This is a genomic window from Mycobacterium farcinogenes, from assembly GCF_019739075.1.
GTDB classification, from domain to species: domain Bacteria; phylum Actinomycetota; class Actinomycetes; order Mycobacteriales; family Mycobacteriaceae; genus Mycobacterium; species Mycobacterium senegalense.
Map to the genome: position 1 here is coordinate 4,691,890 of NZ_CP081673.1, position 23,229 is coordinate 4,715,118.

The 23,229-nt window shown below is 66.5% G+C and carries 20 protein-coding genes and 2 pseudogenes; 13 read left to right on the forward strand and 9 right to left on the reverse strand.

The genetic code is table 11. The features are described 5' to 3' along the window. Window positions 1-8: 8 nt before the first annotated feature. Genes ftsX through prfB form a run of 5 tightly spaced genes read right to left on the reverse strand, consistent with a single transcriptional unit; the run spans window position 9 to window position 4,250 of the window. Window positions 9-905 (reverse strand): permease-like cell division protein FtsX, encoded by an 897-nt coding sequence (ftsX, locus tag K6L26_RS22285; protein ID WP_019345966.1) that lies wholly within the window; start codon window positions 903-905, stop codon window positions 9-11. Further along, entirely contained in the window at window positions 906-1,595 is a 690-nt protein-coding gene (gene ftsE / locus K6L26_RS22290) for a cell division ATP-binding protein FtsE (protein WP_036388603.1), read from the reverse strand. 45 nt (window positions 1,596-1,640) lie between these two features. Beyond that, window positions 1,641-2,168: an Rv3103c family proline-rich protein gene (locus K6L26_RS22295; RefSeq protein WP_051752247.1), complete on the reverse strand. Its 528-nt coding sequence runs from the start codon at window positions 2,166-2,168 to the stop codon at window positions 1,641-1,643. After that, a complete protein-coding gene (locus K6L26_RS22300) occupies window positions 2,165-3,154 on the reverse strand; it encodes a mechanosensitive ion channel family protein (protein ID WP_036388604.1) in 990 nt (329 codons plus the stop codon). The genes K6L26_RS22295 and K6L26_RS22300 overlap by 4 nt, the downstream gene beginning before the upstream one ends. After that, window positions 3,141-4,250 (reverse strand): peptide chain release factor 2, encoded by a 1,110-nt coding sequence (prfB, locus tag K6L26_RS22305; protein ID WP_064896985.1) that lies wholly within the window; start codon window positions 4,248-4,250, stop codon window positions 3,141-3,143. The genes K6L26_RS22300 and prfB overlap by 14 nt, the downstream gene beginning before the upstream one ends. Window positions 4,251-4,399: 149 nt before the next feature. On the opposite strand from prfB, the pseudogene K6L26_RS22310 reads away from it, so the two are divergent. Next, window positions 4,400-5,771, forward strand: a pseudogene (locus K6L26_RS22310) (FAD-dependent oxidoreductase). Here the strand turns inward: K6L26_RS22310 and K6L26_RS22315 are convergent. Continuing rightward, window positions 5,772-6,104: a hypothetical protein gene (locus K6L26_RS22315; protein WP_221853451.1), complete on the reverse strand. Its 333-nt coding sequence runs from the start codon at window positions 6,102-6,104 to the stop codon at window positions 5,772-5,774. A gap of 100 nt (window positions 6,105-6,204) precedes the next feature. Between K6L26_RS22315 and hisN the strand changes: the two genes are divergently transcribed. From hisN to K6L26_RS22330, 3 genes are all read left to right on the forward strand, one after another. Then, on the forward strand, window positions 6,205-6,987 hold the full coding sequence (gene hisN, locus K6L26_RS22320) for a histidinol-phosphatase (protein ID WP_221851566.1): 783 nt from the start codon (window positions 6,205-6,207) through the stop codon (window positions 6,985-6,987). Between the two features lie 194 nt (window positions 6,988-7,181). After that, window positions 7,182-8,579 (forward strand): acyl-CoA dehydrogenase family protein, encoded by a 1,398-nt coding sequence (locus K6L26_RS22325; protein ID WP_221851568.1) that lies wholly within the window; start codon window positions 7,182-7,184, stop codon window positions 8,577-8,579. 40 nt (window positions 8,580-8,619) lie between these two features. After that, window positions 8,620-9,840, forward strand: coding sequence for an acyl-CoA dehydrogenase family protein (locus K6L26_RS22330; protein ID WP_036388610.1), 1,221 nt, complete (start codon window positions 8,620-8,622; stop codon window positions 9,838-9,840). 164 nt (window positions 9,841-10,004) lie between these two features. Here K6L26_RS22330 and K6L26_RS22335 read toward each other — a convergent pair whose 3' ends face one another. After that, window positions 10,005-10,982 (reverse strand): esterase family protein, encoded by a 978-nt coding sequence (locus K6L26_RS22335; RefSeq protein WP_036388612.1) that lies wholly within the window; start codon window positions 10,980-10,982, stop codon window positions 10,005-10,007. 463 nt (window positions 10,983-11,445) lie between these two features. Between K6L26_RS22335 and K6L26_RS22340 the strand changes: the two genes are divergently transcribed. Beyond that, window positions 11,446-12,612 carry an acyl-CoA dehydrogenase family protein gene (locus K6L26_RS22340; RefSeq protein WP_019349214.1) on the forward strand — a complete coding sequence of 389 codons (1,167 nt, stop codon included), beginning with the start codon at window positions 11,446-11,448 and terminating at the stop codon, window positions 12,610-12,612. Here K6L26_RS22340 and K6L26_RS22345 read toward each other — a convergent pair. Together K6L26_RS22345 and K6L26_RS22350 are read right to left on the reverse strand one after the other, a co-directional pair. After that, window positions 12,609-14,852: pseudogene (locus K6L26_RS22345) on the reverse strand (MFS transporter). The gene K6L26_RS22340 and the pseudogene K6L26_RS22345 overlap by 4 nt on opposite strands. Before the next feature lie 14 nt (window positions 14,853-14,866). Beyond that, window positions 14,867-15,424 (reverse strand): type 1 glutamine amidotransferase domain-containing protein, encoded by a 558-nt coding sequence (locus K6L26_RS22350; RefSeq protein ID WP_019345537.1) that lies wholly within the window; start codon window positions 15,422-15,424, stop codon window positions 14,867-14,869. Between the two features lie 176 nt (window positions 15,425-15,600). Between K6L26_RS22350 and K6L26_RS22355 the strand changes: the two genes are divergently transcribed. From K6L26_RS22355 to K6L26_RS22390, 8 genes are read left to right on the forward strand one after another with little or no spacing between them, the layout of a single operon-like run. Then, on the forward strand, window positions 15,601-16,692 hold the full coding sequence (locus K6L26_RS22355; RefSeq protein WP_019345538.1) for a homogentisate 1,2-dioxygenase: 1,092 nt from the start codon (window positions 15,601-15,603) through the stop codon (window positions 16,690-16,692). A gap of 34 nt (window positions 16,693-16,726) precedes the next feature. Further along, window positions 16,727-17,917 (forward strand): alpha/beta hydrolase family protein, encoded by a 1,191-nt coding sequence (locus tag K6L26_RS22360; protein ID WP_085141022.1) that lies wholly within the window; start codon window positions 16,727-16,729, stop codon window positions 17,915-17,917. Beyond that, on the forward strand, window positions 17,914-19,116 hold the full coding sequence (locus tag K6L26_RS22365; protein ID WP_085141021.1) for a CaiB/BaiF CoA transferase family protein: 1,203 nt from the start codon (window positions 17,914-17,916) through the stop codon (window positions 19,114-19,116). The genes K6L26_RS22360 and K6L26_RS22365 overlap by 4 nt, the downstream gene beginning before the upstream one ends. A 1-nt stretch (window position 19,117) precedes the next feature. Next, window positions 19,118-20,020: a hydroxymethylglutaryl-CoA lyase gene (locus K6L26_RS22370; RefSeq protein ID WP_047040239.1), complete on the forward strand. Its 903-nt coding sequence runs from the start codon at window positions 19,118-19,120 to the stop codon at window positions 20,018-20,020. Window positions 20,021-20,027: 7 nt separating this feature from the next. Beyond that, window positions 20,028-20,639, forward strand: coding sequence for a TetR/AcrR family transcriptional regulator (locus tag K6L26_RS22375; RefSeq protein WP_221851570.1), 612 nt, complete (start codon window positions 20,028-20,030; stop codon window positions 20,637-20,639). Between the two features lie 33 nt (window positions 20,640-20,672). Then, the gene (locus K6L26_RS22380) at window positions 20,673-21,917 is read left to right on the forward strand and encodes an acyl-CoA dehydrogenase family protein (RefSeq protein WP_047040234.1); all 1,245 of its coding nucleotides are present in this window, start codon (window positions 20,673-20,675) and stop codon (window positions 21,915-21,917) included. Then, window positions 21,914-22,888, forward strand: coding sequence for a phosphotransferase family protein (locus K6L26_RS22385; protein WP_076211434.1), 975 nt, complete (start codon window positions 21,914-21,916; stop codon window positions 22,886-22,888). Before K6L26_RS22380 ends, K6L26_RS22385 begins: the two co-directional genes overlap by 4 nt. Further along, window positions 22,885-23,229, forward strand: a complete 345-nt coding sequence (locus K6L26_RS22390) for a DUF6285 domain-containing protein (RefSeq protein ID WP_064894499.1) — start codon at window positions 22,885-22,887, stop codon at window positions 23,227-23,229. The genes K6L26_RS22385 and K6L26_RS22390 overlap by 4 nt, the downstream gene beginning before the upstream one ends.

The window sequence follows — 23,229 nt, forward strand, 5'->3', positions numbered from 1 at the left end:
GTTCACGACTACCTTCGTATGTAGAGCCGCAGCGTCACATACGCGGTTATGCCGGACATGGCCAGGCCGAGGAACAGCATCCACGGTGCGCTGAAGTAGAGCACGTCAGCGTAGTCGACCCTGGCAATCAAATTCGACTGATAAAACTGGTCGAGCGCTTTCTCCAGGAACACCGCCCGGACCACGATCAGCCCGACGATGGCGATCACCACACCGATCAGCGCCGCGATCATCGCCTCCACCAGGAATGGCAGCTGGGTGTACCAGCGGGTGGCGCCCACCAGGCGCATGATGCCGATCTCGGTGCGCCGGGTGTAAGCGGCCACCTGGACCATGTTCGCGATCAACAGCACCGCACCGATCGCTTGCACCAGCGCCACCGCGAACGCGACGCTACTGAGCCCGTCGAGCACCGCGAACAGGCGGTCGATCAGGTCCTTCTGGTTGAGCACGTTGAGCACACCGGGTTGGCCGGCCATCGCCTTGTCGAAGGCCTCGTGCTGCTCGGGGTCGTTGAGCTTCACGATGAACGACGCCGGGAACGCGTCCTTGCCCGCCACATCCTTGTACTGCGGGAACTTCTTGATCGCATCGTCGTAGGCCTGCTCGCGGTTGAGGAAGCTCAGCGAGCGCACGTCGTCGCGGTCGTCGATCATGCGGTACAGCGCCTTGCAGGCGTCGCCGTCGCAGGTGGGATCGTTGGCCGAGATGTCGTCGGTCAAGAACACCTGGCTCTCGACCCGGTCCAGGTAGATGTCACGGGACTGGTCGGCCAAACGCACCACCAGCAGACCGCCACCGAACAACCCGATCGAGATCGCGGTGGTCAGGATCATCGCCACCGTCATGGTGACGTTGCGGCGAAGCCCGGTCAGAACTTCATTGACAAGAAAGCCGAAGCGCACTTAGCGATCCATTCCGTAGACGCCGCGCTGCTCATCACGGATCAGCCGGCCGAGTTCGAGTTCGACGACCCGCTGACGCATGGAGTCGACGATGTGATGGTCGTGGGTGGCCATCAGCACCGTGGTGCCGGTCCGGTTGATCCGTTCCAGCAGGTCCATGATGTCCTTGCTGGTCTCCGGATCCAAGTTTCCGGTCGGCTCGTCGGCGATGAGTACCAGCGGCCGGTTGACGAAGGCCCGTGCGATGGCGACGCGCTGCTGCTCGCCGCCGGACAGTTCGCTCGGCAGCCGGTTGGCCTTGCCGGACAGGCCGACCATCTCCAGCACGTCCGGGACGACGCGGTTGATCACCTCGCCGCGCTTGCCGATCACCTCCAGGGCGAAGGCCACGTTCTCGAACACGGTCTTCTGCTGCAGCAGCCGGAAGTCCTGGAAAACGCAGCCGATCACCTGGCGCAGGCTCGGGACGTGCCTGCCGGCCAGCTTGTTGACGTGAAACTTGGACACCCGGATGTCGCCGGAGGTGGGCGTCTCGGCCGCCAGGAGCAGCCGCATGAACGTCGACTTGCCCGAACCCGACGGGCCGATCAGGAAGACGAACTCACCCTTGTCGATTCTCAGCGAGACGTCATCGAGCGCTGGGCGCGCCGAAGACTTGTAGTGCTTCGTCACGTGGTCGAGGGTGATCATCACGGCACGCCAGTGTAGCGGGGCGTAAGCATCCGGCAGGTCAGGCTATCGCGGCAATGTCGGTGCCACCGACTCCTGTCCGGGTTGCGGCTGCTCGACGGCCGGGCTCGGGGCCGGCCCCGGGAATACCGGCAACGTGATCGGCGGAATCAGTCCCGGACCGTCGGGATCGATCACCGTCGTCCTCGGCGCCCCCGGCACCGTCGTGGTCGTCGGACTCGTCGGCACGCCCGGCGTGGTGGTCTCGGTGGTCTCCGGGATCTCCGTCGGCGTCGTGGTCGTCGGGATCGTGGTTTCGGTGGTCTCCGGCGTCTCGGTCGGGGTGGTGGTGCGCGGTGGCTGCACCTTGGTGCGAGGCACCCAGGTGTAGTCGGGATCGGGCACGAATCCGGGCGGCACCACCTGAGTGTCCGGCGATTGCGGAGCGGACTGTTTGGGCGCGTACTGCTGCTGCACCCATGACAGCGCGATGAACACCACGATCAACACGACCGTCGACGTACGAAGCCGGCCGACACGGCTGCGCCACAGCCTGGTGGCGGCATCGGCCACCCGGGTGAAGTCCAACTTCACTTCTTCTGCTCCTGTGCCGAGCCCGCCGCCGACGTCGTCGCCTGGGTTTCGGCGACAGCGGTCGGGTGGATGACGTCTCCGGCTGCGGCGACCGACGCATCCGACGAGGTCACCACGCCGGCGCGGCGAAGCGCTCGCACCACCCGTACCCGCAGCCGCCTACCGACGTCGAACTGTTTGCCCGGCAGGGTGCGCGCCACCATCCGCAGGTTCACCGTGTCCAGGCCGATGCTCTCCACGCCCATCAACTGCGGCTTGTCCAGCAGCAGCTTCGACAGCTCGCCATCTTCGGCGGCCTTCTCCGCCACATCGTTGAGCACATCGTTGACCAGGTTGAGGTCAGCACTGACCGGCACCGGGATGTCGACCACGGCGCGCGCCCAGTCCTTCGACAGGTTCAGCGCCTTGACGATCTGCCCGTTGGGCACGGTGTACATCTCCCCCTCTGAGGAGCGCAGTTTCGTGACTCGCAGCGTGACGTCCTCGACCGTGCCCTCGGCCTCGTTGGCCGCCGCGATGGTCAACCGAACCAGATCACCGAAGCCGTACTGCTTCTCGGTGATGATGAAGAACCCGGCGAGCAGATCCTGCACGATGCGTTGGGCACCGAAACCCAGTGCGGCACCGAGCACGGCGGCCGGAGCGACCAGGGACGCGACGGGCACTTCGAGAGCGTCGGTCACCTCGACGAGCACGATGATGAACAACACCGCCACCGACACCCAGGAGATGACCGAGGCAACCGCCTGCCGGTGTTTGGCGCTCTCCGAGCGCACCAGCTGATCGCTTTCCTGGTATTCGGCGTCGATCCGGCGCACCACGCGTTGCGCGGCCCAGTTGATGAACCGCGCGGCGAGCAGACCGCCGATGATCAGCAGGGCGATCCGCAGGCCCGTGGTCAGGATCCAGACGCCGATCTCGCCGTGCCAGAAATCGTGCCAGCGGTCGGCGAGCGGCAGGGCGATCAGCGTGTTAGTCGTCTTCATCTTTTCTGTTGCGCCATCTGATCCCCGCTTCCAGGAATCCGTCGATGTCTCCGTCCAGGACCGTGGCAGGGTTGCCGACCTCGTACTCCGTGCGCAGGTCTTTCACCATCTGGTAGGGGTGCAAAACATAGGACCGCATCTGGTTGCCCCACGAGCTGCCGCCGTCGCCCTTGAGTGCGTCCATCTCGGCGCGCTCCTCCAAGCGCTTGCGTTCCAGGAGCCGGGCCTGCAGAACGCGCATCGCCGCGACCTTGTTCTGCAGCTGCGACTTCTCGTTCTGACAGGTCACCACGATCCCGGTCGGGATGTGGGTGAGCCGGACCGCCGAGTCGGTGGTGTTCACCGACTGCCCGCCGGGACCGCTGGAGCGGTACACGTCGACGCGCAGGTCACCTTCCGGGATCTCGATGTGGTCGGTGGTTTCCACGACGGGCAGCACCTCGACGTCGGCGAACGACGTCTGCCGGCGGCTCTGATTGTCGAACGGGCTGATGCGCACCAGCCGGTGCGTGCCCTGCTCGACCGAGAGGGTGCCGTAGGCGAACGGGGCGTGCACGGCGAACGTCGCGCTCTTGATCCCCGCCTCCTCGGCATAGGACGTGTCGAAAACCTCGACCGGATAGTCGTGCTTCTCGGCCCAGCGGATGTACATCCGCATCAGCATCTCGGCCCAGTCCGCGGCGTCGACGCCACCGGCCCCGGAGCGGATGGTCACGACGGCTTCGCGTTCGTCGTACTCCCCCGAGAGCAGGGTGCGGACCTCGAGGGTCTCGATCTCCTCGCGCAGCTTGGCCAGCTCTGCGTCGGCCTCGGCGACCTCTTCTTCACCGCCTTCCTCGGCGGCGAGTTCGAACAGCACCGGCAAATCATCGACACGCTGACGCAGGTCCTGCACCCGACGCATCTCGCTCTGTGCATGTGAGAGCTCACTGGTGACCTTCTGAGCACGGGCCTGGTCGTCCCAGAGGTTCGGATCGGAGGCCTGCTGCTCGAGCATGTCGATCCGCTGGCGCAGGCCATCGATGTCGAGCACCCGCTCCACGGTCGTCAGGGTGGTGTCGAGTGCGGCTACGGCGGCTTGGCGGTCTGGATCCACGAATGTTCAGGGTACCCGGCGGCATTTCGGGGGCAGTTCTCTCCGACTCGCGGCAGCGCCGACGATCTGTGTTTAGAGTCGGTTGGTACCCGGCCCAGCACGCCAAGAGCCGGGCTGTAACGGCTTTTCCGCTCGTAAGAAGGCAGGGTATGCGCCCATATCACGTAGCGATCGTCGGCTCCGGCCCCTCGGGATTCTTTGCTGCCGCATCGTTGCTGAAGTTCGCCGATTCGCCCGACTCCGACCGCGATGTGCGCGTCGACATGCTCGAAGATGCTGCCAACCCCATGGGGCCTGGTGCGTTCAGGGGTGGCCCCGGACCATCCGAAGATCAAGTCGATCAGCGCGCAGTTCGACAAGACCGCAGCCGACGCCCGGTTCCGGTTCTTCGGCAACATCAAGGTCGGCGAGCACGTCACGCCGGGCGAATTGGCGCAGCGCTACGACGCGGTGGTCTATGCCATCGGTGCGCAGTCCGACCGGGCCCTGAATATCCCCGGTGAAGAGTTGCCGGGCAGTGTGGCCGCCGTCGATTTTGTCGGCTGGTACAACGCCCATCCCCATTTCGACGGCATGGCGCCCAATCTCGCCGGCGGACGCGCGGTGGTGGTCGGCAACGGCAACGTCGCACTGGACGTGGCGCGCATCCTGGTCAGCGATCCGCAAGCCCTGGCCAACACCGATATCGCCGACCACGCACTGGCCTCACTGGACACCCGCGGGGTCGAAGAGGTGGTCGTGATCGGCCGCCGGGGCCCGTTGCAGGCGACGTTCACCACCCTGGAACTGCGCGAGTTGGGCGACATGGAAGGGCTGGGCGACGTCGACGTCGTCCTCGACCCCGCCGATTTCGCCGGCATCACCGACGACGACCTGGAAGCGGCGGGCAAGACCGTCAAGCAGAACATCAAGGTGCTGCGCAAGTATGTCGACGAGCCACCCCGAGAAGCCAAGCGGCGCATCGTTTTCCGATTCTGCACCTCCCCCGTCGAATTGCGCGGCGAGGAGCGGGTCGAGTCGATCGTGCTGGGCCGCAACGAACTTGTACACGACGACAACGGCCGCGTGGTGGCCAAGGACACCGGGCAGCGTGAAGAGTTGCCGGTCCAGTTGGTGGTACGGGCAGTCGGTTACCGCGGCGTGCCGACACCGGGCCTGCCGTTCGACGAACGCTCCGGGACGATTCCGCACACCGACGGCCGAATCGAGGGCAGCCGCAACGAATACGTGGTGGGCTGGATCAAACGCGGACCGTCCGGCGTGATCGGCAGCAACAAGAAGGATTCACAGGAGACCGTCGACACCCTGCTCGACGACCTACGCGCCCGCGGCGTCGACGAGCGAGGCGCGGAGTACACCACCGAACTGGCCGAATGGCTGCTCGAACACCAGCCCAAGCTCGTCACCGGCGAGCACTGGCAGCTGATCGACGCGCATGAGCGCGCCGCCGGCGAGTCGCTGGGCCGACCGCGGGTGAAGCTGGCCAGCGTGGCCGAGCTACTCCGGATCGGGCACGCCTGATCAGACCGGAGGCGGCACGTCCGGTGCGAAGGCCCACTTGTCCGGGTTGCCCGGCGAATAGACCACCGGCATCAGTGCACCCATGGCCGGCCACTCGTTCACGTCGACGGCCATGCGCCGATAGACGACGTGCTCGCTGACCGTCGGCCCGGTGATGACACCGGTGATCGTGACGAACTGCTCCCCCGTCGCGTCCGGACGCGGACTCACTCCGGTGACCAGCAACGTGCCGTGCGCCATCTCACCGCGAATTCCGCGGCGCTGCATGATCCGTGGCGCCAACAGCACCACCAGTGCGCCCACGAGCAAGAGGAGTATGCCGATTTCCCACACCAGGCCATGGTAGGACTGCACCCATGAGCACCCGAAGGCGAACACGAGCAAGGATCGCAGCGAGGCACGAGCGAGGACCGCAACGAGTGGGAGCCGAGGCATGAACACCGTCGCAGATGACTTGACGCTGGCCCTCGAATTGGCCGACCAGGCCGACTCCTTGACCATGGATCGCTTCGGTGCCCTGGATCTGCGCATCGAGACCAAGCCCGACCTGACCCCTGTCACCGACGCCGACCGTGGCGCCGAAGAATCGTTGCGGGCCGCCCTCGCCAGCGCCCGCCCCGGCGACACGGTGTTCGGCGAAGAGTTCGGCGGGACAACGACTTTGACCGGCCGCCAGTGGGTGATCGATCCGATCGACGGCACCAAGAACTTCGTCCGCGGCGTCCCGGTGTGGTGCACGCTGATCGCCTTGCTGGAAGACGGCGTCCCGACCGTCGGCGTGGTGAGCGCCCCGGCCCTGGCCCGGCGCTGGTGGGCAGGGTTGGGACAGGGGGCGTTCGGCTCGTTCGCCGGCGCGACTCGCAAACTCTCGGTGTCAGGGGTTACCGATCTCGCTTCGGCAAGCCTGTCGTACTCAGACCTCACCACGGGCTGGGATGACCGCCGCGACAGCTTCGTCGAACTCACCGACGCGGTGTGGCGGGTGCGCGCCTACGGTGACTTCTGGTCGTACTGCATGGTCGCCGAAGGCGCGGTCGACATCGCCTGCGAGCCCGAGGTGAAGCTGTGGGACATCGCCCCGCTCGACATCCTGATCCGCGAGGCCGGCGGTACGTTCACCAGCATCGACGGGGCCCCCGGGGCACACGGGGGTAGCGCGCTGGCAACCAATGGACTGCTGCACGACGCCGTGCTGACCAGGCTTTCCGCCAGCTGAGCGGCGACGGTCCGACTGGGTGGCGCCGGCTGCGAAGCCGGCGCCCCTTTGCGCAGGTGAGGGCACCTGTCGCGGTTGGTTGACACCGGAGCTGATGCGGTCCCGGCGGGTGTGAAGTTGGTAACAGATGGCGTACCTTACTCCGGAGTAAGATACGGTCAGATGCGTCGCCACGACCAACAGAGGCAGCTGACATGACCAACACCCTGCCGTCCAAGAACGGCACCCCATCCCGTCCCTCCAGCTCCGGCCGGCAAAGCGCCGTCGGACTGCACAAGCACAAGCGGACAGCGACCGACATCGGGTTGGCGCTGATCACGCCCCTGGTCGGCCAGGAGTTCCTGGACCGCTACGGCCTGCGGGACCCGCTCAATCGCAGCCTGAAATACGGTGTGAAGCAGGTCTTTTCGACCGCGGGTGCGGCCACGCGCCAGTTCCAGCGGATCCAAGGGCTGGGCAAGGCGCCCACCCGGCTCAAGGCCAGCGGGGCCGACTACTTCGATCTGACCCCCGACGAAGACCAGCAGATGATCGTCGAAACGGTCCGGGAGTTCGCGGAGGAAATCCTGCGCCCGGCCGCGCACGACGCCGACGAGGCCGCGTCCTACCCTGCGGATCTCATCGCCAAGGCCGCTGAACTGGGCATCACCGCTGTGAACGTGCCCGAGGACTTCGACGGCATCGCCGAGCACCGCAGTACCGTGACCAACGCTCTGGTCGCCGAGGCGCTGGCCTATGGCGACATGGGCCTGGCCCTGCCGATCCTGGCACCCGGCGGTGTCGCCGCATCACTGACCCACTGGGGCAGCGCCGATCAGCAGGCCACCTATCTCAAGGAATTCGCCGGCGAGAACGTGCCGCAGGCTTGTGTCGCGATCGCCGAACCGCACGCCCTGTTCGACCCCACCGCACTCAAGACCACCGCGGTACGCACCCCCAGCGGTTACCGGCTGTCCGGCGTCAAATCGCTGGTTCCGGCCGCAACTGACGCCGAATTGTTCATCGTGGCAGCACAATTGAACGGCAAGCCGGCGTTGTTCATCGTCGAGGCGTCGTCACCGGGCCTCACGGTCAAAGCTGACCCGAGCATGGGCATCCGCGCCGCGGCACTGGGCCAGGTCGAGCTCGACAACGTGGCGGTACCGCTGACCAACCTGCTGGGCGAGGACGGTGCGACCGACCAGGATTACAGCGAGGCCATCGCACTGTCCCGGCTGGGCTGGGCCGCGCTGGCCGTCGGCACCTCACACGCCGTGCTCGACTACGTCATCCCCTACATCAAGGAACGCCAGGCCTTCGGCGAGCCGATCGCCCACCGCCAGTCGGTGGCGTTCATGACGGCCAACATCGCCATCGAGCTCGACGGCCTGCGGCTGATCACCTGGCGCGGCGCCGCGCGCGCCGAGCAGGGCCTGCCGTTCGCCCGTGAGGCGGCGCTGGCGCGCAAGCTCGGCACCGACAAGGGCATGCAGATCGGCCTGGACGGCGTGCAGCTGCTGGGCGGCCACGGTTACACCAAGGAACACCCGGTCGAGCGCTGGTACCGCGATCTGCGGGCCATCGGCGTCGCCGAGGGTGTCGTGGTGATTTAGTCCAGCCATCGTTCCGCGTATTTGAACCGAAAGACTAATCATGGCAATCAATCTGGAAATGCCCCGCAAGTTGCAGGCGGTCATCGAGAAGGGCCACCAGGGCGCCGCCGAGATGCTCCGCCCGATCTCGCGCAAGTACGACCTCGCCGAGCACGCCTACCCGGTCGAGCTGGACACGCTGGCCACGCTGTTCGAAGGCATCTCGGAAGCCAAGACGATCTCGTTCGCCGGCGCCGAGGCGTTCCGCGACGACGCCAACACCAAGGGCGAGAAGGTCACCGTCAACGGTGCCAACATGTCCGCGCTGCTCAACGCCCTCGAAATCAGCTGGGGCGACGTGGCATTGCTGCTCTCGGTGCCGCGTCAGGGACTGGGCAACGCCGCCATCTCCTCGGTGGCCACACCCGAGCAGCTCGAACGGCTCGGCAAGGACGTGTGGGCCGCGATGGCCATCACCGAGCCCGGTTTCGGCTCCGACTCGGCGGCTGTGTCGACCACCGCGGTGCTCGACGGCGACGAGTACGTGATCAACGGCGAGAAGATCTTCGTCACCGCGGGGTCGCGGGCCACCCACATCGTGGTGTGGGCGACGCTGGACAAATCGTTGGGCCGCGCGGCGATCAAGTCGTTCATCGTGCCGCGTGAGCACCCCGGGGTGACCGTCGAGCGCCTGGAGCACAAGCTCGGCATCAAGGCGTCCGACACCGCGGTGATCCGCTTCGAGAACGCTCGCATTCCCAAGGACAACCTGCTGGGCGATCCGGAGATCCACGTGGAGAAGGGTTTTGCGGGGGTCATGGAGACCTTCGACAACACCCGTCCGATCGTGGCGGCCATGGCGGTGGGGATCGCCCGCGCCGCCCTGGAGGATCTGCGCGCCATCCTGACCGAGGCCGGCATCGAGATCTCCTACGACAAGCCGGCCCACGCGCAGAGTGCCGCCGCCGCGGAGTTCCTGCGGATGGAGGCCGACTGGGAGGCCGGGTACCTGTTGACCGTCCGCTCCGCATGGCAGGCTGACAACAGCATCCCCAACTCCAAGGAAGCCTCCATGGGTAAGGCCAAGGCCGCCCGGGTGGCCAGCGACATCACCCTCAAGGCTGTCGAAATGGCCGGAACCGTGGGCTATTCCGAGCAGACCCTGCTGGAGAAGTGGGCCCGCGACTCCAAGATCCTCGACATCTTCGAGGGCACTCAGCAGATCCAGCAGCTGGTGGTCGCCCGCCGTCTGCTGGGCCTGTCCTCGGCCGAATTGAAGTAGCGTCCTCTGCGCGAGCAGACGCTAATGTCCCCGAAACACGCCAGTTTCGGGGACATTTGCGTCTGCTCGGCCGGTTAGGGTGAGGGCCCTCGCGGCCCAGTAGACACAGAATTGCCCCAAGTCCGAAGACTTGGGGCAATTCTGTGTCTGTTCGCGGGGGCTGCTTAGCCGAGCACCCGCTGCAGGTCCGGAACCATGGCCTGCAACTGCTGACCCCAGTAGGCCCAGTTGTGGGTACCGGCGTCCGGGAAGTTGAACACACCGTTGGTGCCACCCGCGGCGATGTAGTTGTCCTGGAACGTCCGGTTGGTGCGGATGGTCAGGCCTTCGAGGAAGGTGGCAGGCAGGTCGCCGCCGCCGAGCTCGTTGGGCTGGCCGTTACCGCAGTAGATCCAGAGCCGGGTGTTGTTGGCCACCAGCGTGGGGATCTGCACCATCGGGTCGTTGCGCTTCCAGGCGCTGTTCGGGTCCTCGGTCGGGCCCCACATGTCGTTGGCCTTGTAGCCGCCGGCGTCACCCATGGAGATGTTGATCAGGAACGGCCACCAGCCCTCGGAGGGGTTCAGGAAGCCCGACATCGAACCGGCGTAGATGAACCGGTCGGGGTGGTACGTCGCCAGGATCAGCGCGGCGGAACCGGCCATCGACAGGCCGATCGCGGCGTTACCGGTCGCGGCGACGTCACGGTTGGCGGCCAGCCACTGCGGCAGCTCACTGGTCAGGAAGGTCTCCCACTTGTACGTGGTGCAGCCGGCCTTACCGCAGGCCTGGTTGTACCAGTCGCTGTAGAAGCTCGACTGACCGCCGACGGGCATGACAACCGACAGGCCGCTGTCGAGGAACATCTCGAACGCGTTGGTGTTGATGTCCCAGCCGTTGTAGTCGTCCTGAGCGCGCAGGCCGTCGAGGAGGTACACCGCGTGCGAACCCGGCCCACCGCTCTGGAACTGAATCTTGATGTCGCGGCCCATCGACGGCGACGGGACCATCAGGTATTCCACCGGCAGACCCGGCCGGGAGAAGGCTCCCGCGGTCGCCGACCCGCCGGCAACGCCGATCAAGCCAGGCAGCAACAGCGCTGCCACAGCCGCCACCGTCATGCGGCGTGCCCAATGGCCACGAATCTTGTCAATGAAGGTCATACTGCGAATCCATCCGTTTCCGGTCAACTACGCCATTTGCGCGATCGGCGATCAACATCGCCAAGCGACACCGCAGCGACCGAGTCACTGCACTGCCACGCCCGCTCGCCCGAGCCGGTGCCTCTGATGAGCGGACCGAAGAATTCAGTTGTTGCGCCATGAGTAAATCACGCGCCCACGACGGGGGAAAACCCGCGGCACGCCGTCGAACTGCATATCTGCGGATTCAAAAAAGTGAATTCGGCGTTATCTATCGCCCACCGACAAGTGCTCTACCTGCGTAAACGCCTTCCTCCCCCGGACGGCGCCGGCCGCACTCGATCAACACTGATGCCTATCTGTTCACAACTGGTGTCCAGAGGGTTATGCGATCGTCGCCAACCGGTATTCCAAATGTCCGGCGGACGTCCTCATACCAGCGCGGAATCACGACCATACTAAAAAGTATGGTAACTTTCGGCGCATGACCTCGCCCCTCACCTCCGAGTGCTCCATCACCGCCGAATTCGTCGCGCGACTGGCCGAGCGAGCCGCTGAAGCCGAGGAGTTGCGCCGGCTACCCGACGCGACGGTGACCGACCTGGTGGAATCCGGTTTCACCGAACTCCTGGTGCCCGCGCGCTACGGCGGCCGACAGGCGGATTTCCCACAGATCCTGGATCCGGTACGCCGGATGGCCCACGGCTGTACATCCAGTGCCTGGACCATCGGCTTCCTGGCGCTGCACAACTGGATGCTGTCGCTGTTCGGCGAGCAAGCCCAGCAGGAGGCGTTCGCGAGCAGACCTTTCCTGGCTCCGGCCCCGCTGGCGCCGACGGGGCGCGGGCTGCCGGTCGACGGCGGCATCCGCCTGACCGGTAGGTGGTCCTGGGCCACCGGCATCATGCACGGGAACTGGATCATCGTCGCCGCCTTGTGCGGCCCCGACGACGCGCTGTACCCGGCGCTGGCGCTGTTGCCGATCAGCGACGTGACGGTGGCCGACGTGTGGCACACCGACGGTATGCGGGCCACCGGCTCCAACGACGCCATCGCCACCGATGTCTTCGTCCCCGGGCACCGGTTGGTCAAGGTCCTCGACATCTACTCCGGCACGGCTCCGGGGGCCGGATTACACGACGGATCCGCCTACCGCTGGCCGATGGTGCCCGCGCTGGCCCTGTTGGCCGCGATGCCGGCCCTGGGCAGTGCCGAGCGGGTCACCGAGATCTACGCGCAACGCCTCGGCGAACGCGTGCTGCCCTACGAAGGCGTCATACAGAAGGACAAGCCGATCGCTCAGGCCCACCTGGCCGGGGCTCAGGTGCGGATGCGCGCGTTGCGTGCCCTGTTGGCCGACACCGTCGGCGAAATCGAAGCGATCGTGGCGTCCGGCGACCCGGTGGACAAACCGGTGCGCGCGCAGGCCCGCTTGGCCGCGGCGCACATCGTGTCCGAGTCCAAGGCCGTCATCGCCGATCTGCTGGGAGCGGGCGGGGCGAGCATCCATTTCCTGTCCAGTCCCCTGCAACGTTTCAAACGCGATGTCGACGTCCTGTCGGGCCATGTGGTGTTCGACTACGACACCAGCCGCGAGTTGGCCGGCGCATTGGCACTGGGGATGAAGATTCCCCGCACCTCCATGATCTAGCGATGTGGCGGCCTGGGCCCCCTTGCGCGGGGCCCCGGACGGGGGCGGAACGGGCGGGTCGGCGGTTCGGTCGGCGGCGGAGTCGGTTGGGGTGGTTGACGTGGTTGAGGTGGTTTACGTGGTTGAGGTGGCCGAGCCGCCGGGCCGCGCATCCGGGTGGTCGGTGGTTCGGCTGCCGGGGGCCGCGCCGGACCCAGCTTCATCGGCCGAGTCTCGTCCTGCTCCGGATCCCGCTCCATCAGGACGCCACGAGCGAGTCGGTCGAGCGCGCCCTGTACCCGCAAGCGGTCGGGGCGACCCTCGAATTCGGACGACTGCGCGAGAGATTCGGTGAGCCAGCCAGAGATGATGTTGCGAGCCGAGCTGATTTCCGCCGCGCCCGCCGGGGTGAGCGAGAACTCTCGCCCGGTCCGGGCGGCAAGACCCAACGCCACCAGCCGGTCGAATGCGGGCTCGAGAATCTGCCGCGGCACCCGCCGCTCGTCGGCGATCTCGTACAGGTTCGCGACCCCGGTCGCGGCGGCGTGCCGGTAGATCTGGATCAGCGCCCATAGTTGTGCGGTGTCCAGCCGGCTTCACAAGGACCGGGCCAGGGCCTCGAGGTCGATACCGCGACTGCGTTGCAGCAGCCGGCCTATCGCGACCTCGAGCAGCTTTTCCGGCGATTCGGTGGTCGGCATGCCGAAGCCCTCGCCCAAGTCGGTGCTCCCGGTGGCCGCGGTATCGCGCAGCGGCACCTGCTTGAGGAACAGCGCCAGCACGAAACCGACGACGGCGAACGGCGCCGCGAACAGGAACACCCGCGTCAGCGAATCGGCATAGGCGTCGACGATCGGGGCAGCGACCTCGGGCGGCAGGCCGTGCAACACCCGAGGCGAGGTGGCCGCTTCCGGAGGCGCGCCGCCGGCGGCCATCGCCGACGGCAGCCGGTCGCCCAGGAAGTTGGCGAACAGCGAGCCGAAAATCGCTGCGCCGAAAGAACTCCCGATGGCCCGGAAGAAGGTCACCCCCGATGTGGCCACGCCCAGGTCGGTGAAGTCGACGGTGTTCTGCACCACGAGGATCAGCACCTGCATGCTGAGCCCGATCCCGCTGCCCAGCACGAGGAGGTAGGCAGACTGGGTCAGCGTCGAGGTATCAGCATCCATCCGCGACAGCAGCACGAATCCGATCGCCATGATCGCCGTGCCGGCGATCGGGAAGATCCGGTACTTGCCGGTGCGCCCGACAAGCACACCGCTGCCCAATGAGGTGACCAGCAGACCGGCAACCATCGGCAGGGTGCGCAGCCCGGATGCGGTGGCCGAGACACCGTCGACGAACTGCATGTACGTCGGCAGGAACGTCAGGGCGCCCAGCATCGCGAAACCCACCACGAACGACAGCACGCAGCACACGGTGAACACCGGATTGGTGAACAGACGAATCGGCAGAACCGGCTCGGTAGCAACACGTTCGACGAACACGAACGCCGCCAGGGCCGCCACCGACCCGACGAACAGTCCGATGATGGTCAGCGAACCCCACGCATACGTGGTGCCGCCCCAACTCGTCGCCAGCGTCAGCCCGGCCGCCCCGAGGCCGACCAGGACGATGCCGGCGTAGTCGAGCACCGGCCTTGCGGTACGGGTGAATTCGGGAATGGCCACTGCGGCGATCGCGATCACCACCACGGCTACCGGCACATTGATCCAGAACGCCCACCGCCAGCTGAGATGGTCGGTGAACAGGCCGCCGAGCAGCGGACCGATGACGGTGGTGACGCCGAAGACCGCGCCCAGCGCGCCTTGGTAACGCCCGCGGTCGCGTAATGGAATGACCTCGCCGATCACGGCCACCGCGGTCACCGTGATGGCACCGCCGCCAAGGCCCTGCAGCGCCCTCGACGCGACGAGCATGCCCATCGATCCAGCCGCACCGCACAAGACCGAGCCGGCCAGGAAGAGCAGAATCGCCGCCTGGAAAACCTTCTTGCGGCCGAACGTGTCGCCCAACTTTCCCACCACGGCGGTGACGATCGTCGAAGCGAGCAGATAGCTGGTGACCACCCAGGCCTGGTGTCCGGCTCCGCCCAGATCGGCGACGACGGTGGGCAGGGCCGTGGCCACGATCGTCTGATCGAGGGCGGCCAGCAACATGCCCAGTACCACCGCCAGGAACACGAAGTTGCGCTGCCGAACGGTCGACCGCTCACCGACAGGTTCAGCACCGGCCGCGACGGCCGCGGCAGGAGGAGTCATCGCCGGGCCGACCCTCAGGTCTGAGCAGGACTGCTTGCCAGTACCTCGGTGATGGCCTCACAGAAGGCCGGCAGATCGCGGGGCGAACGGCTGGTGATCAGGTTCCCGTCGACACAGACCTCCCGGTCCACCACGGTGGCGCCGGCGTTGCCGAGATCCGTGCGGATACTCGGATAGCTCGTCAGCGTGCGGCCGCGCACCACGTCGGCCTCCACCAGCGTCCAGGGACCGTGACAGATCGCCGCGACAGGCTTGCCCGAGCGGACGAAGTCGCGGACGAACGCGACCGCGGTCTCATCGAGCCGCAACTTGTCGGGGTTCACGGTGCCTCCGGGCAGGATCAGCGCGTCGAACTGGTCGACTTTCGCCTCGGCGACCGTGCGGTCGACGGGGAAGGTGCCTGCGGGTTCGAGGTCGTGATCGCGAGCCTGGATTTCGCCGGCTTTGAGCGACAGCAGTTCGACGTGACCGCCCTCGTTCTCAACGGCCGCACGGGGTTGTTCGAGTTCGATGCGCTCCACACCGTCGGCGGCAAGGATCCCCACCCTGCGGCCTTCCAATTCCTTTCGCATTCGAGTCCTTTCGTTGAGACCGACGGGCAGCGGCGAGCCTCGGCGCCCGCTGCAGGGCTACCCCGGCACGCCCGCCCCGAAACGCGGTAGATCGGGGGACAACACCCCTTGTCACCGGCCTTAATAAAAAGTAAAGTCACTTTCAGTTTTTGCCCCACACCGTTCAGGAGTCGAGCATGGAATCCTTCGTCCACCTGCGAAAAGGCAAGACCCCGAAACGGGTTCATGCCGACCTCGACGGCCTCAAAGACGACGAGCTCGGTCGCGGCGGATTCGTGGGCCGCACCGCGAATATGTACCGGCGTAACGATCCCACCGCCTACCGCACCGTCGGCCCCCTGCGGCCCACCGATGTGTTGTCCAGTGAGCTCAAGCCCAGCGATGCCACCGACGCACAAGGCGGCCCGCTACTGATGTTCTCCAACGCCGACTGCCAAGTGCTGTTGAGCCGGCGCAGTGAGGAAATGCCGTTCTTCGTCCGCTACGTGGACGGCGACCTGCTGTTGTTCGTACACAAGGGGTCAGGCCTGCTGGAGACGGAGTTCGGCCCCCTGCGCTACCGCGAGGGCGACTGGGTCTACATCCCGAAAGCCTGCACGTTCCGCCAGGTGCCCGAGAGTGAGAGCACGTGGTTGATGATTCAGGCCACCGACGATTTCCGGGTGCCGCCGGCCGGCACTCTGGGCCGGCACTTCCCGTTCGACCCGGCGCAGGTGACCATCCCCGAGCCCGCACCCATCGACGACGACGGACGGGACGAGTACGAGGTCCGGTTGATTCATGACGGAGGCCCGACCTCGCTGTTCTACCAACACAATCCGCTGGACGTGGAAGGCTGGCGGGGCGACAACTTCCCGTTCACCTTCAACATCGAGGACTACACCGTCATCACCTCCGAGAGCGTGCACCTGCCACCGACCGTGCACCTCTTCATGCAGGCGACCGGGGTATACGTGATGAACTTCCTGCCCAAGCCGGCCGAGAGCGTGCCGGGCACCGAACGCACCCCGTGGTATCACCGCAACGTCGACTACGACGAGATCGCGTTCTTCCACGGCGGGTCGCTCTACGGCATCCCGATGCCGCCCGGCCTGGTGTCCCATGCACCGCAGGGTGTTCACCACGGGGCGCCCGAAAAGGCGCGGGAACGCGCCCGCCGCAAGTTCGACGACTACGACCGGGTCGACTGGTCGGTGATCGCCATCGACACGCGCCGCCGTCTCACCCCGTCCGCCGAAATTCTGGCCAACGACCTGGGGCAGCACTAGTGATGAGCGCTTGCGCGACGAACCAAGGAAAGCGATGACAACAATCGATACACCTGTGAAGCACGCATACGACCGCATCCCGTATCTGGTTGCCTACCAGAACAACTCAGCGGTGCGCGACGTCTACGGCGGTGTCGCCGAACTGGTGGTGCTGGAAAGCTATCTGCTCAAACCCAAGGAGAAGCCGTCGGACACCGTACTGGTGTTCATGCACCCGATCGGCGGCGGCGCCTACCTGCCCATGATCAACGCATTGGCTCGGGCCGGGCACCATGTCATCTACTGCAACAGCCGGTTCCGCGGCACCGACTCGGCCCTGCTGATGGAGAAGGTGGTCGAAGATCTCGGCGAGTGCATCAAAGACGCCAAGAACCGGCTGGGCTACGACAAGGTGGTGCTGGCCGGGTGGAGCGGCGGCGGTTCACTGTCGGTGTTCTACCAACAGCAGGCCCAACACCCGACCGTGACGGCCAGTCCCTCCGGCGACGGGCCCGACCTGACCAAGCTGGGGCTGATCCCGGCCGACGGAATCATGCTGCTGGCCGCCCACATCAGCCGGCACGGCACCATGACCGAATGGATGGACGCCTCCATCCTCGACGAGAACGACCCCACCAAGCGGGACCCTGAGCTGGATCTCTACAACCCGGACAACCCCAACCAGCCGCCCTACACCCAGGAGTTCCTGGAGCGGTACCACCAGGCCCAGATCGCACGAAACCGGCGAATCACCAAGTGGGTCAAGGAAAAGCTCGCGGAACTGAAGGCCGCCGGCCGGCCGGATGACGAGTTCGCGTTCGTCGTGCACGGCACCATGGCCGACCCGCGCTGGCTGGATCCGACCGTCGATCCCAACGATCGCCAACCCGGTACGTGTTATCTGGGTGATCCCCAGGTGGTCAACATGAGTCCCGTCGGCCTGGCGCGATTCTGCACCTTGCGCAGTTGGCTGTCGCAGTGGAGCTACGACGACGCCAACGGTGACGCGGTCAAGGCGGGACCGGACATCGCGGTGCCCGCCCTGGTGATCGGCAACCTGGCCGACGACGCGTGCACGCCCAGCCACACCCGTCGGCTGTACGAGGCGATCGGACACCCGGACAAGGAGATGCACGAGATCCCCGGCGCCAACCACTACTACTCGGGCCCGGACCAGCGCGACACCTTGCGGCAAGCTGTGGGTATCTGCACGGATTGGCTGCACCGACACGGATTCTCGCTATGACGACCGGCGCTCTGGACGGTATCAGGGTGATCGAGCTCGGCACCCTGATCTCCGGACCGTTCGCCGGCCGACTGCTGGGCGACATGGGTGCCGAGGTGATCAAGGTCGAGCTGCCCGATTCGCCGGATCCGTTGCGCACCTGGGGCCAGGCCGAACTCGATGGGCATCACTTCTTCTGGACGGTGCATGCCCGCAACAAGAAGGCGGTCACTCTCGACCTGCGCAAGGAGGCCGGCCGGGCGCTCTTCCTGGACCTGGTGGCCCAGTCCGACATCATCGTGGAGAACTTCCGCCCGGGCACCCTGGAGAAATGGGACCTGGGCTACGACGTCCTGCGCGAACGAAACAAGGGCATCATCCTGGTCCGCGTGTCGGGCTACGGACAGACCGGGCCGGACGCCGGCAAAGCCGGCTATGCCTCGGTGGCGGAGGCGTCGAGCGGGCTGCGGCACATGAACGGATTCCCGGGCGGTCCCCCGCCTCGGCTGGCACTGTCGCTCGGTGACAGCCTGGCCGGCATGTTCGCCGCCCAGGGTGCCTTGGCTGCGCTGTACCGGCGGACGGTGACCGGTGAAGGCCAGATCGTGGACACCGCGCTCACCGAAAGTTGCCTGGCGGTACAGGAATCCACCATCCCCGACTACGACGTCGGCGGCGTGGTGCGCGGCCCGTCGGGCACTCGGCTGGAAGGCATCGCGCCGTCGAACATCTATCAGAGTGCCAACGGCAGCTGGGTGGTGATCGCAGCCAATCAGGACACCGTGTTCCGCCGGTTGTGCGCCGCCATGGGCAGCCCCGAACTCGCGACCGACGAACGGTTTGTCAATCATGTTGCCCGGGGCCGCAATCAGGACGAGCTGGACAAGATCATCGGCGATTGGGCCGCCACTCGCCAGCCCGACGAGATCATCGACACCCTGTCGCAGGCCGGCGTGATCAGCGGGCCGATCAACACCGTGGCCGAGGTCGTGCAGGACCCGCAGCTGCGGGCCCGCGGGATGATCGCCGACCACTGGGACGAGCGCGTGCAGCGCAACGTCAAGGGCCCCGGCGTCGTCCCGGTGCTCTCCGAGTCACCCGGCACCATCCGCAACGCCGGGTCAGCCCGGCCCGGCCAGCACAACGACGAGGTGTACGGCGGCCTGCTCGGCCGCAGCCCTGAGGAACTGGAAACCCTGCACGCCGAGGGGGTGCTGTGAGATGAATCTGCCCGACAAGGTCGATATCCGCGAGGTGTGCCTACGGGACGGTCTGCAGATCGAGACACCGATCCCGTTGTCCGCCAAGGTCGCCATCCTCGAAGCCATCGTGGCCACCGGGGTGCGGGAGGTGGAGGCAACCGCGTTCGTATCCCCCTCGAAGGTGCCGGCCCTGGCCGACGCCGCCGAACTCGCCGAAGAACTGCACAGGTTTCCTGACGTGGAGTTCTCCGCGCTGGTGGCCAGCCCCAATGGCGCCAAACGCGCCATCGCCGCCGGCCTGCGCTCCATCGAGTACGTGGTGTCGGCCTCAGACACCCACTCCCACGCAAATGTCGGTCGCACCTCGGCCGAGGCGACCGCGCAGATCGCCGACATCGTGGCCATCGCGCACGACAGCGACACCTCGGTGGAGGTGATCATCGCCACCGCGTGGGACTGCCCCTTCGACGGCCCGACCGATCCGCAGCGAGTGCTCGACATCGCCTCGGCAGCCGTTGGTTTCGGCGCCAACCGGATCGCGATCGCCGACACCATCGGCACCACCACCCCGCGACGGGTCAGCACTCTGATCGAGAAGGTCCGGCCGTTGATCGGCGACCTGCCGCTGGGCGCACACTTCCACAACACCCGTGGAGCCGGCCTGGCCAGCGCATACGCGGCCGTGCAGTCCGGCATCACCCGTCTCGACGCATCGGTCGGCGGCCTGGGCGGTTGCCCGTTCGCGCCGGGCGCCAGCGGCAACATCGCCACCGAGGATCTGGTCTACCTGCTGCGCGACAGTGACATCGCCGTCGATGTGGACCTGTCCGCCGCTATCGACGCCGCGCGCATCGCACAGGACGCCGTCGGTCACGAGCTTCCCAGCGCACTGCTGCGCGCGGGCGACCGGATCCTGGGCTGAGGCGTCGATGACCGCCGCCGAGCTGGGCACAAAGGGCCGCCAGACCCGGTCCGCCATCGAGTTGGCCGCCCGAAAACTGTTCGCCGAGCGCGGCTTTCACGGAACCACTTTGGCCGACATCACCTCGGCCGCGGGTAGGAGCCCGGCGGTGTTCTACCGGTACTTCACCGACAAGGAGGACCTGCTGGCCGCGCTGGCCGAGTCGTTCCTGCACGACGTCGTCGAGCCGTCCGGACTGAACCTGCATCTGCCCGACTCCCCCGACGACTCCGAGTTCTTCACCACGGTGGTCACGGGCTACTGGAATATCTTCAAACAGAACATCGGCATCATGATCGCGGTCGCCCAGCTCGCGGCCACCCAACAGCGATTCGCCGACGTGCAGAACAAGTTCCGGCGGTTCGGCATCGACATCGTCATCGCCTCGGTGCGGCACGCTCAGGATCAGGGCCACGCCCAGGGCCTGCAACCCGAGCACGTCGGCGCCGCCATCGCTTTGTTGTTCGAGAACTTCACCACGGTCTTCGTAGGCCAGTCCGGGCTCGGCATCGAGGTCAGCGATGCCGATGCCATTGCCACCCTGTCCACCATCTGGAAGCGAACGTTGTACGGATTCTGACCTGAGCTGGAAACCCGAGAAAGAGAGATCAGCGTGGATTTCGCTTTACCCGAACACCTTTGCACTGTCCTGGCCGAGATGGACGAGTTCATCGAGGCCCAGATCAAGCCGCTTGAGCGCGAGCACATGCAGTACTTCGACCAGCGCCGCGAATATGCCCGCACCGACTGGGAGAACGGCGGCATACCCGCGCGGGCCTGGGAAGAACTGCTCGACGAGATGCGCCGCCGCGCCGATGCCGCAGGCTGGCTGCGGTACGGGTTGCCCGCCAAGTTCGGCGGTCGCGACGGCAGCAACCTGGACATGGCCGTGATCCGGGAACATCTGGCGCACAAGGGCCTCGGGCTGCACAACGATCTGCAGGACGAATCGTCGATCGTCGGCAACTTCCCGCAGGTGATCATGATGGACCGGTTCGGCACCGAGGCCCAGAAGTCGGAATGGGTCGAGGCGATGCTCACCGGCAAGCGTTCCATGGCGTTCGGCTTGACCGAGCCTGACCACGGTTCGGATGCCACCTGGTTGGAGACCACGGCGGTACCCGACGGCGATGGCTGGGTCATCAACGGCCGCAAGCGGTGGAACACCGGGGTGCACCGGGCCACGCACGATCTGATCTTCGCCCGAACCTCCGGTGATCCCGGCCAGGCCCGTGGCATCACGGCGTTCCTGGTACCCACGGACACACCGGGATTCACCGTGCCGTTCTATTGGTGGACGTTCAACATGCCAACCGATCACGGCGAAGTCGAGTTGACCGACGTCCGGGTGCCCGGTGATGCGGTCCTCGGTGAGGTGGACCGCGGCCTGGAGGTAGGCCAGACCTTTCTGCACGAGAACCGGATTCGCCAGGCTGCCAGCAGTTTGGGCGCCGCCCAGTTCTGTATCGACCGCGCCGTGGGCTACGCCAACGAACGCAAGGTGTTCGGCAAGCCGCTGGCGGTGAACCAGGCCGTGCAATGGCCACTGGTGGAATTGCAGACCGAGGCGCAGATGGTCCGGCTGCTTGTCCGGTACGCCGCAACGCAGTTGGACCAAAACCACCACATGGAGGTGTCCGACAAGGTCTCGATGGCCAACTACCGGGCCAACCGACTGGTGTGTGAAGCTGCCGACCGGGCGATGCAGGTTCACGGCGGCATCGGCTACAGCCGTCACGAACCGTTCGAGCACATCTACCGCCATCATCGCCGCTACCGGATCACCGAGGGCGCCGAGGAGATCCAGATGCGCCGGGTGGCGCAGCGACTGTTCGGGTTCGGCAAGGCCAAGCGGTGACTGCGGCCCTCGGCGCCGGCCTGACCAAGGTTCTCGCCCCGGTCCTGGGTGACGGCGTTGCCGTGGAGAACCTGCGCGAGCTGACCGGTGGCGCCAGCCGCACCACCTGGGCATTCGACGCGGTCACGGGCACCGCTCGGCGCCCGCTGATCCTGCGCACCGGTGCTCCGGATGACGTTCACGCCGGGATGGAACTGGAGGCCGAGGCGCAGCGGGCGGCTGCGGTGGCCGGGGCCCCGGTCCCCCACGTGCTGGTCGCCGACGATTCCGTTGGGGCCCTGGGTGATCCGTTCCTGATCTGCGATTTCATCGGCGGCGAAACGATTGTGCGGCGCATTCAGCGCAACCTCGACGATGCGGGCCGGGCACGGCTGCTCGCGCAGTGCGCACAGGCGCTGGCTGCGATCCATCGCGCGGACCCGCCGGCCTTGCCCGAGCTCGTCGAGCAGGACCAGATAGCTCAGTGGCGCGCACAACTCGACGAAATGGGCGATACCACTGCCACTTTCGAGTGGGTGTTTCGCTGGTTGGACGCCAACCGTCCGTCGCCGTCGGCACCGCGATTGGTGCACGGCGACTTCCGGATGGGAAATGTGATCGTCGACGACTCCGGCCTGGCCGCGGTGTTGGACTGGGAGTTGGTGCACCTCGGCGAGGTGTATGAGGACCTGGCGTGGTTCTGCATCCGGGCCTGGCGGTTCGGGGCCCCGGCCGACCGCGGAGCCGGTGGACTCGGCAGCATCGAGGACTTCCTCACCGTCTACGAACAAGCCGGCGGGGAGAACCTCGACCGGTCGGCCATCCGCTGGTGGCTGGTACTGGCGACGCTGCGCTGGGGCATCATCTGCCGTTACCAGGCCGAGCGGCACCTCAGCGGACAGACCCCTTCGGTGGAGCTGGCGACCATCGGCCGTCGTGTCTGCGAGACCGAGTGGGACTTGCTGTGTCTACTGGACGGGAGTAGCTGGTGAGCAACCTGTACGGTCGCCCGACCGCGGCCGAGCTCGTCGCCGCGGTCGCCGACTTCCTCGACACCGAGGTGCGTGACGCCGACACGGTCGCGGCTCCGGTCAGATTTCAGGCCCGGGTGGCGGCCAACGCCCTGCGCATGGTCGAACGCGAACTGCTGGCCGAGGATGCCGGCCCAGTCGCCGAGGCGTTGGCGGGCGTCGGTTTCGCCGACGAGGCCGCGCTGGCGGCGGCGATCCGGGCCGGCGAACTCGACGACCGCGCCGCCGACGTCACGGCCTGTCTGCGGGCCCTGGTACGGCAACGGCTGGCCGCCGCACATCCGGGCTACGACGAACAATGA

What these genes read in the sequence shown, in the direction of transcription:
- ftsE (WP_036388603.1), bottom strand. Translation starts at nt 1,595, where the DNA reads ATGATCACCCTCGACCACGTGACGAAGCACTACAAGTCTTCGGCGCGC.
- K6L26_RS22300 (WP_036388604.1), bottom strand. Translation starts at nt 3,154, where the DNA reads ATGAAGACGACTAACACGCTGATCGCCCTGCCGCTCGCCGACCGCTGG.
- hisN (WP_221851566.1), top strand. Translation starts at nt 6,205, where the DNA reads ATGAACACCGTCGCAGATGACTTGACGCTGGCCCTCGAATTGGCCGAC.
- K6L26_RS22325 (WP_221851568.1), top strand. Translation starts at nt 7,182, where the DNA reads ATGACCAACACCCTGCCGTCCAAGAACGGCACCCCATCCCGTCCCTCC.
- K6L26_RS22330 (WP_036388610.1), top strand. Translation starts at nt 8,620, where the DNA reads ATGGCAATCAATCTGGAAATGCCCCGCAAGTTGCAGGCGGTCATCGAG.
- K6L26_RS22335 (WP_036388612.1), bottom strand. Translation starts at nt 10,982, where the DNA reads ATGACCTTCATTGACAAGATTCGTGGCCATTGGGCACGCCGCATGACG.
- K6L26_RS22340 (WP_019349214.1), top strand. Translation starts at nt 11,446, where the DNA reads ATGACCTCGCCCCTCACCTCCGAGTGCTCCATCACCGCCGAATTCGTC.
- K6L26_RS22350 (WP_019345537.1), bottom strand. Translation starts at nt 15,424, where the DNA reads ATGCGAAAGGAATTGGAAGGCCGCAGGGTGGGGATCCTTGCCGCCGAC.
- K6L26_RS22355 (WP_019345538.1), top strand. Translation starts at nt 15,601, where the DNA reads ATGGAATCCTTCGTCCACCTGCGAAAAGGCAAGACCCCGAAACGGGTT.
- K6L26_RS22360 (WP_085141022.1), top strand. Translation starts at nt 16,727, where the DNA reads ATGACAACAATCGATACACCTGTGAAGCACGCATACGACCGCATCCCG.
- K6L26_RS22365 (WP_085141021.1), top strand. Translation starts at nt 17,914, where the DNA reads ATGACGACCGGCGCTCTGGACGGTATCAGGGTGATCGAGCTCGGCACC.
- K6L26_RS22370 (WP_047040239.1), top strand. Translation starts at nt 19,118, where the DNA reads ATGAATCTGCCCGACAAGGTCGATATCCGCGAGGTGTGCCTACGGGAC.
- K6L26_RS22375 (WP_221851570.1), top strand. Translation starts at nt 20,028, where the DNA reads ATGACCGCCGCCGAGCTGGGCACAAAGGGCCGCCAGACCCGGTCCGCC.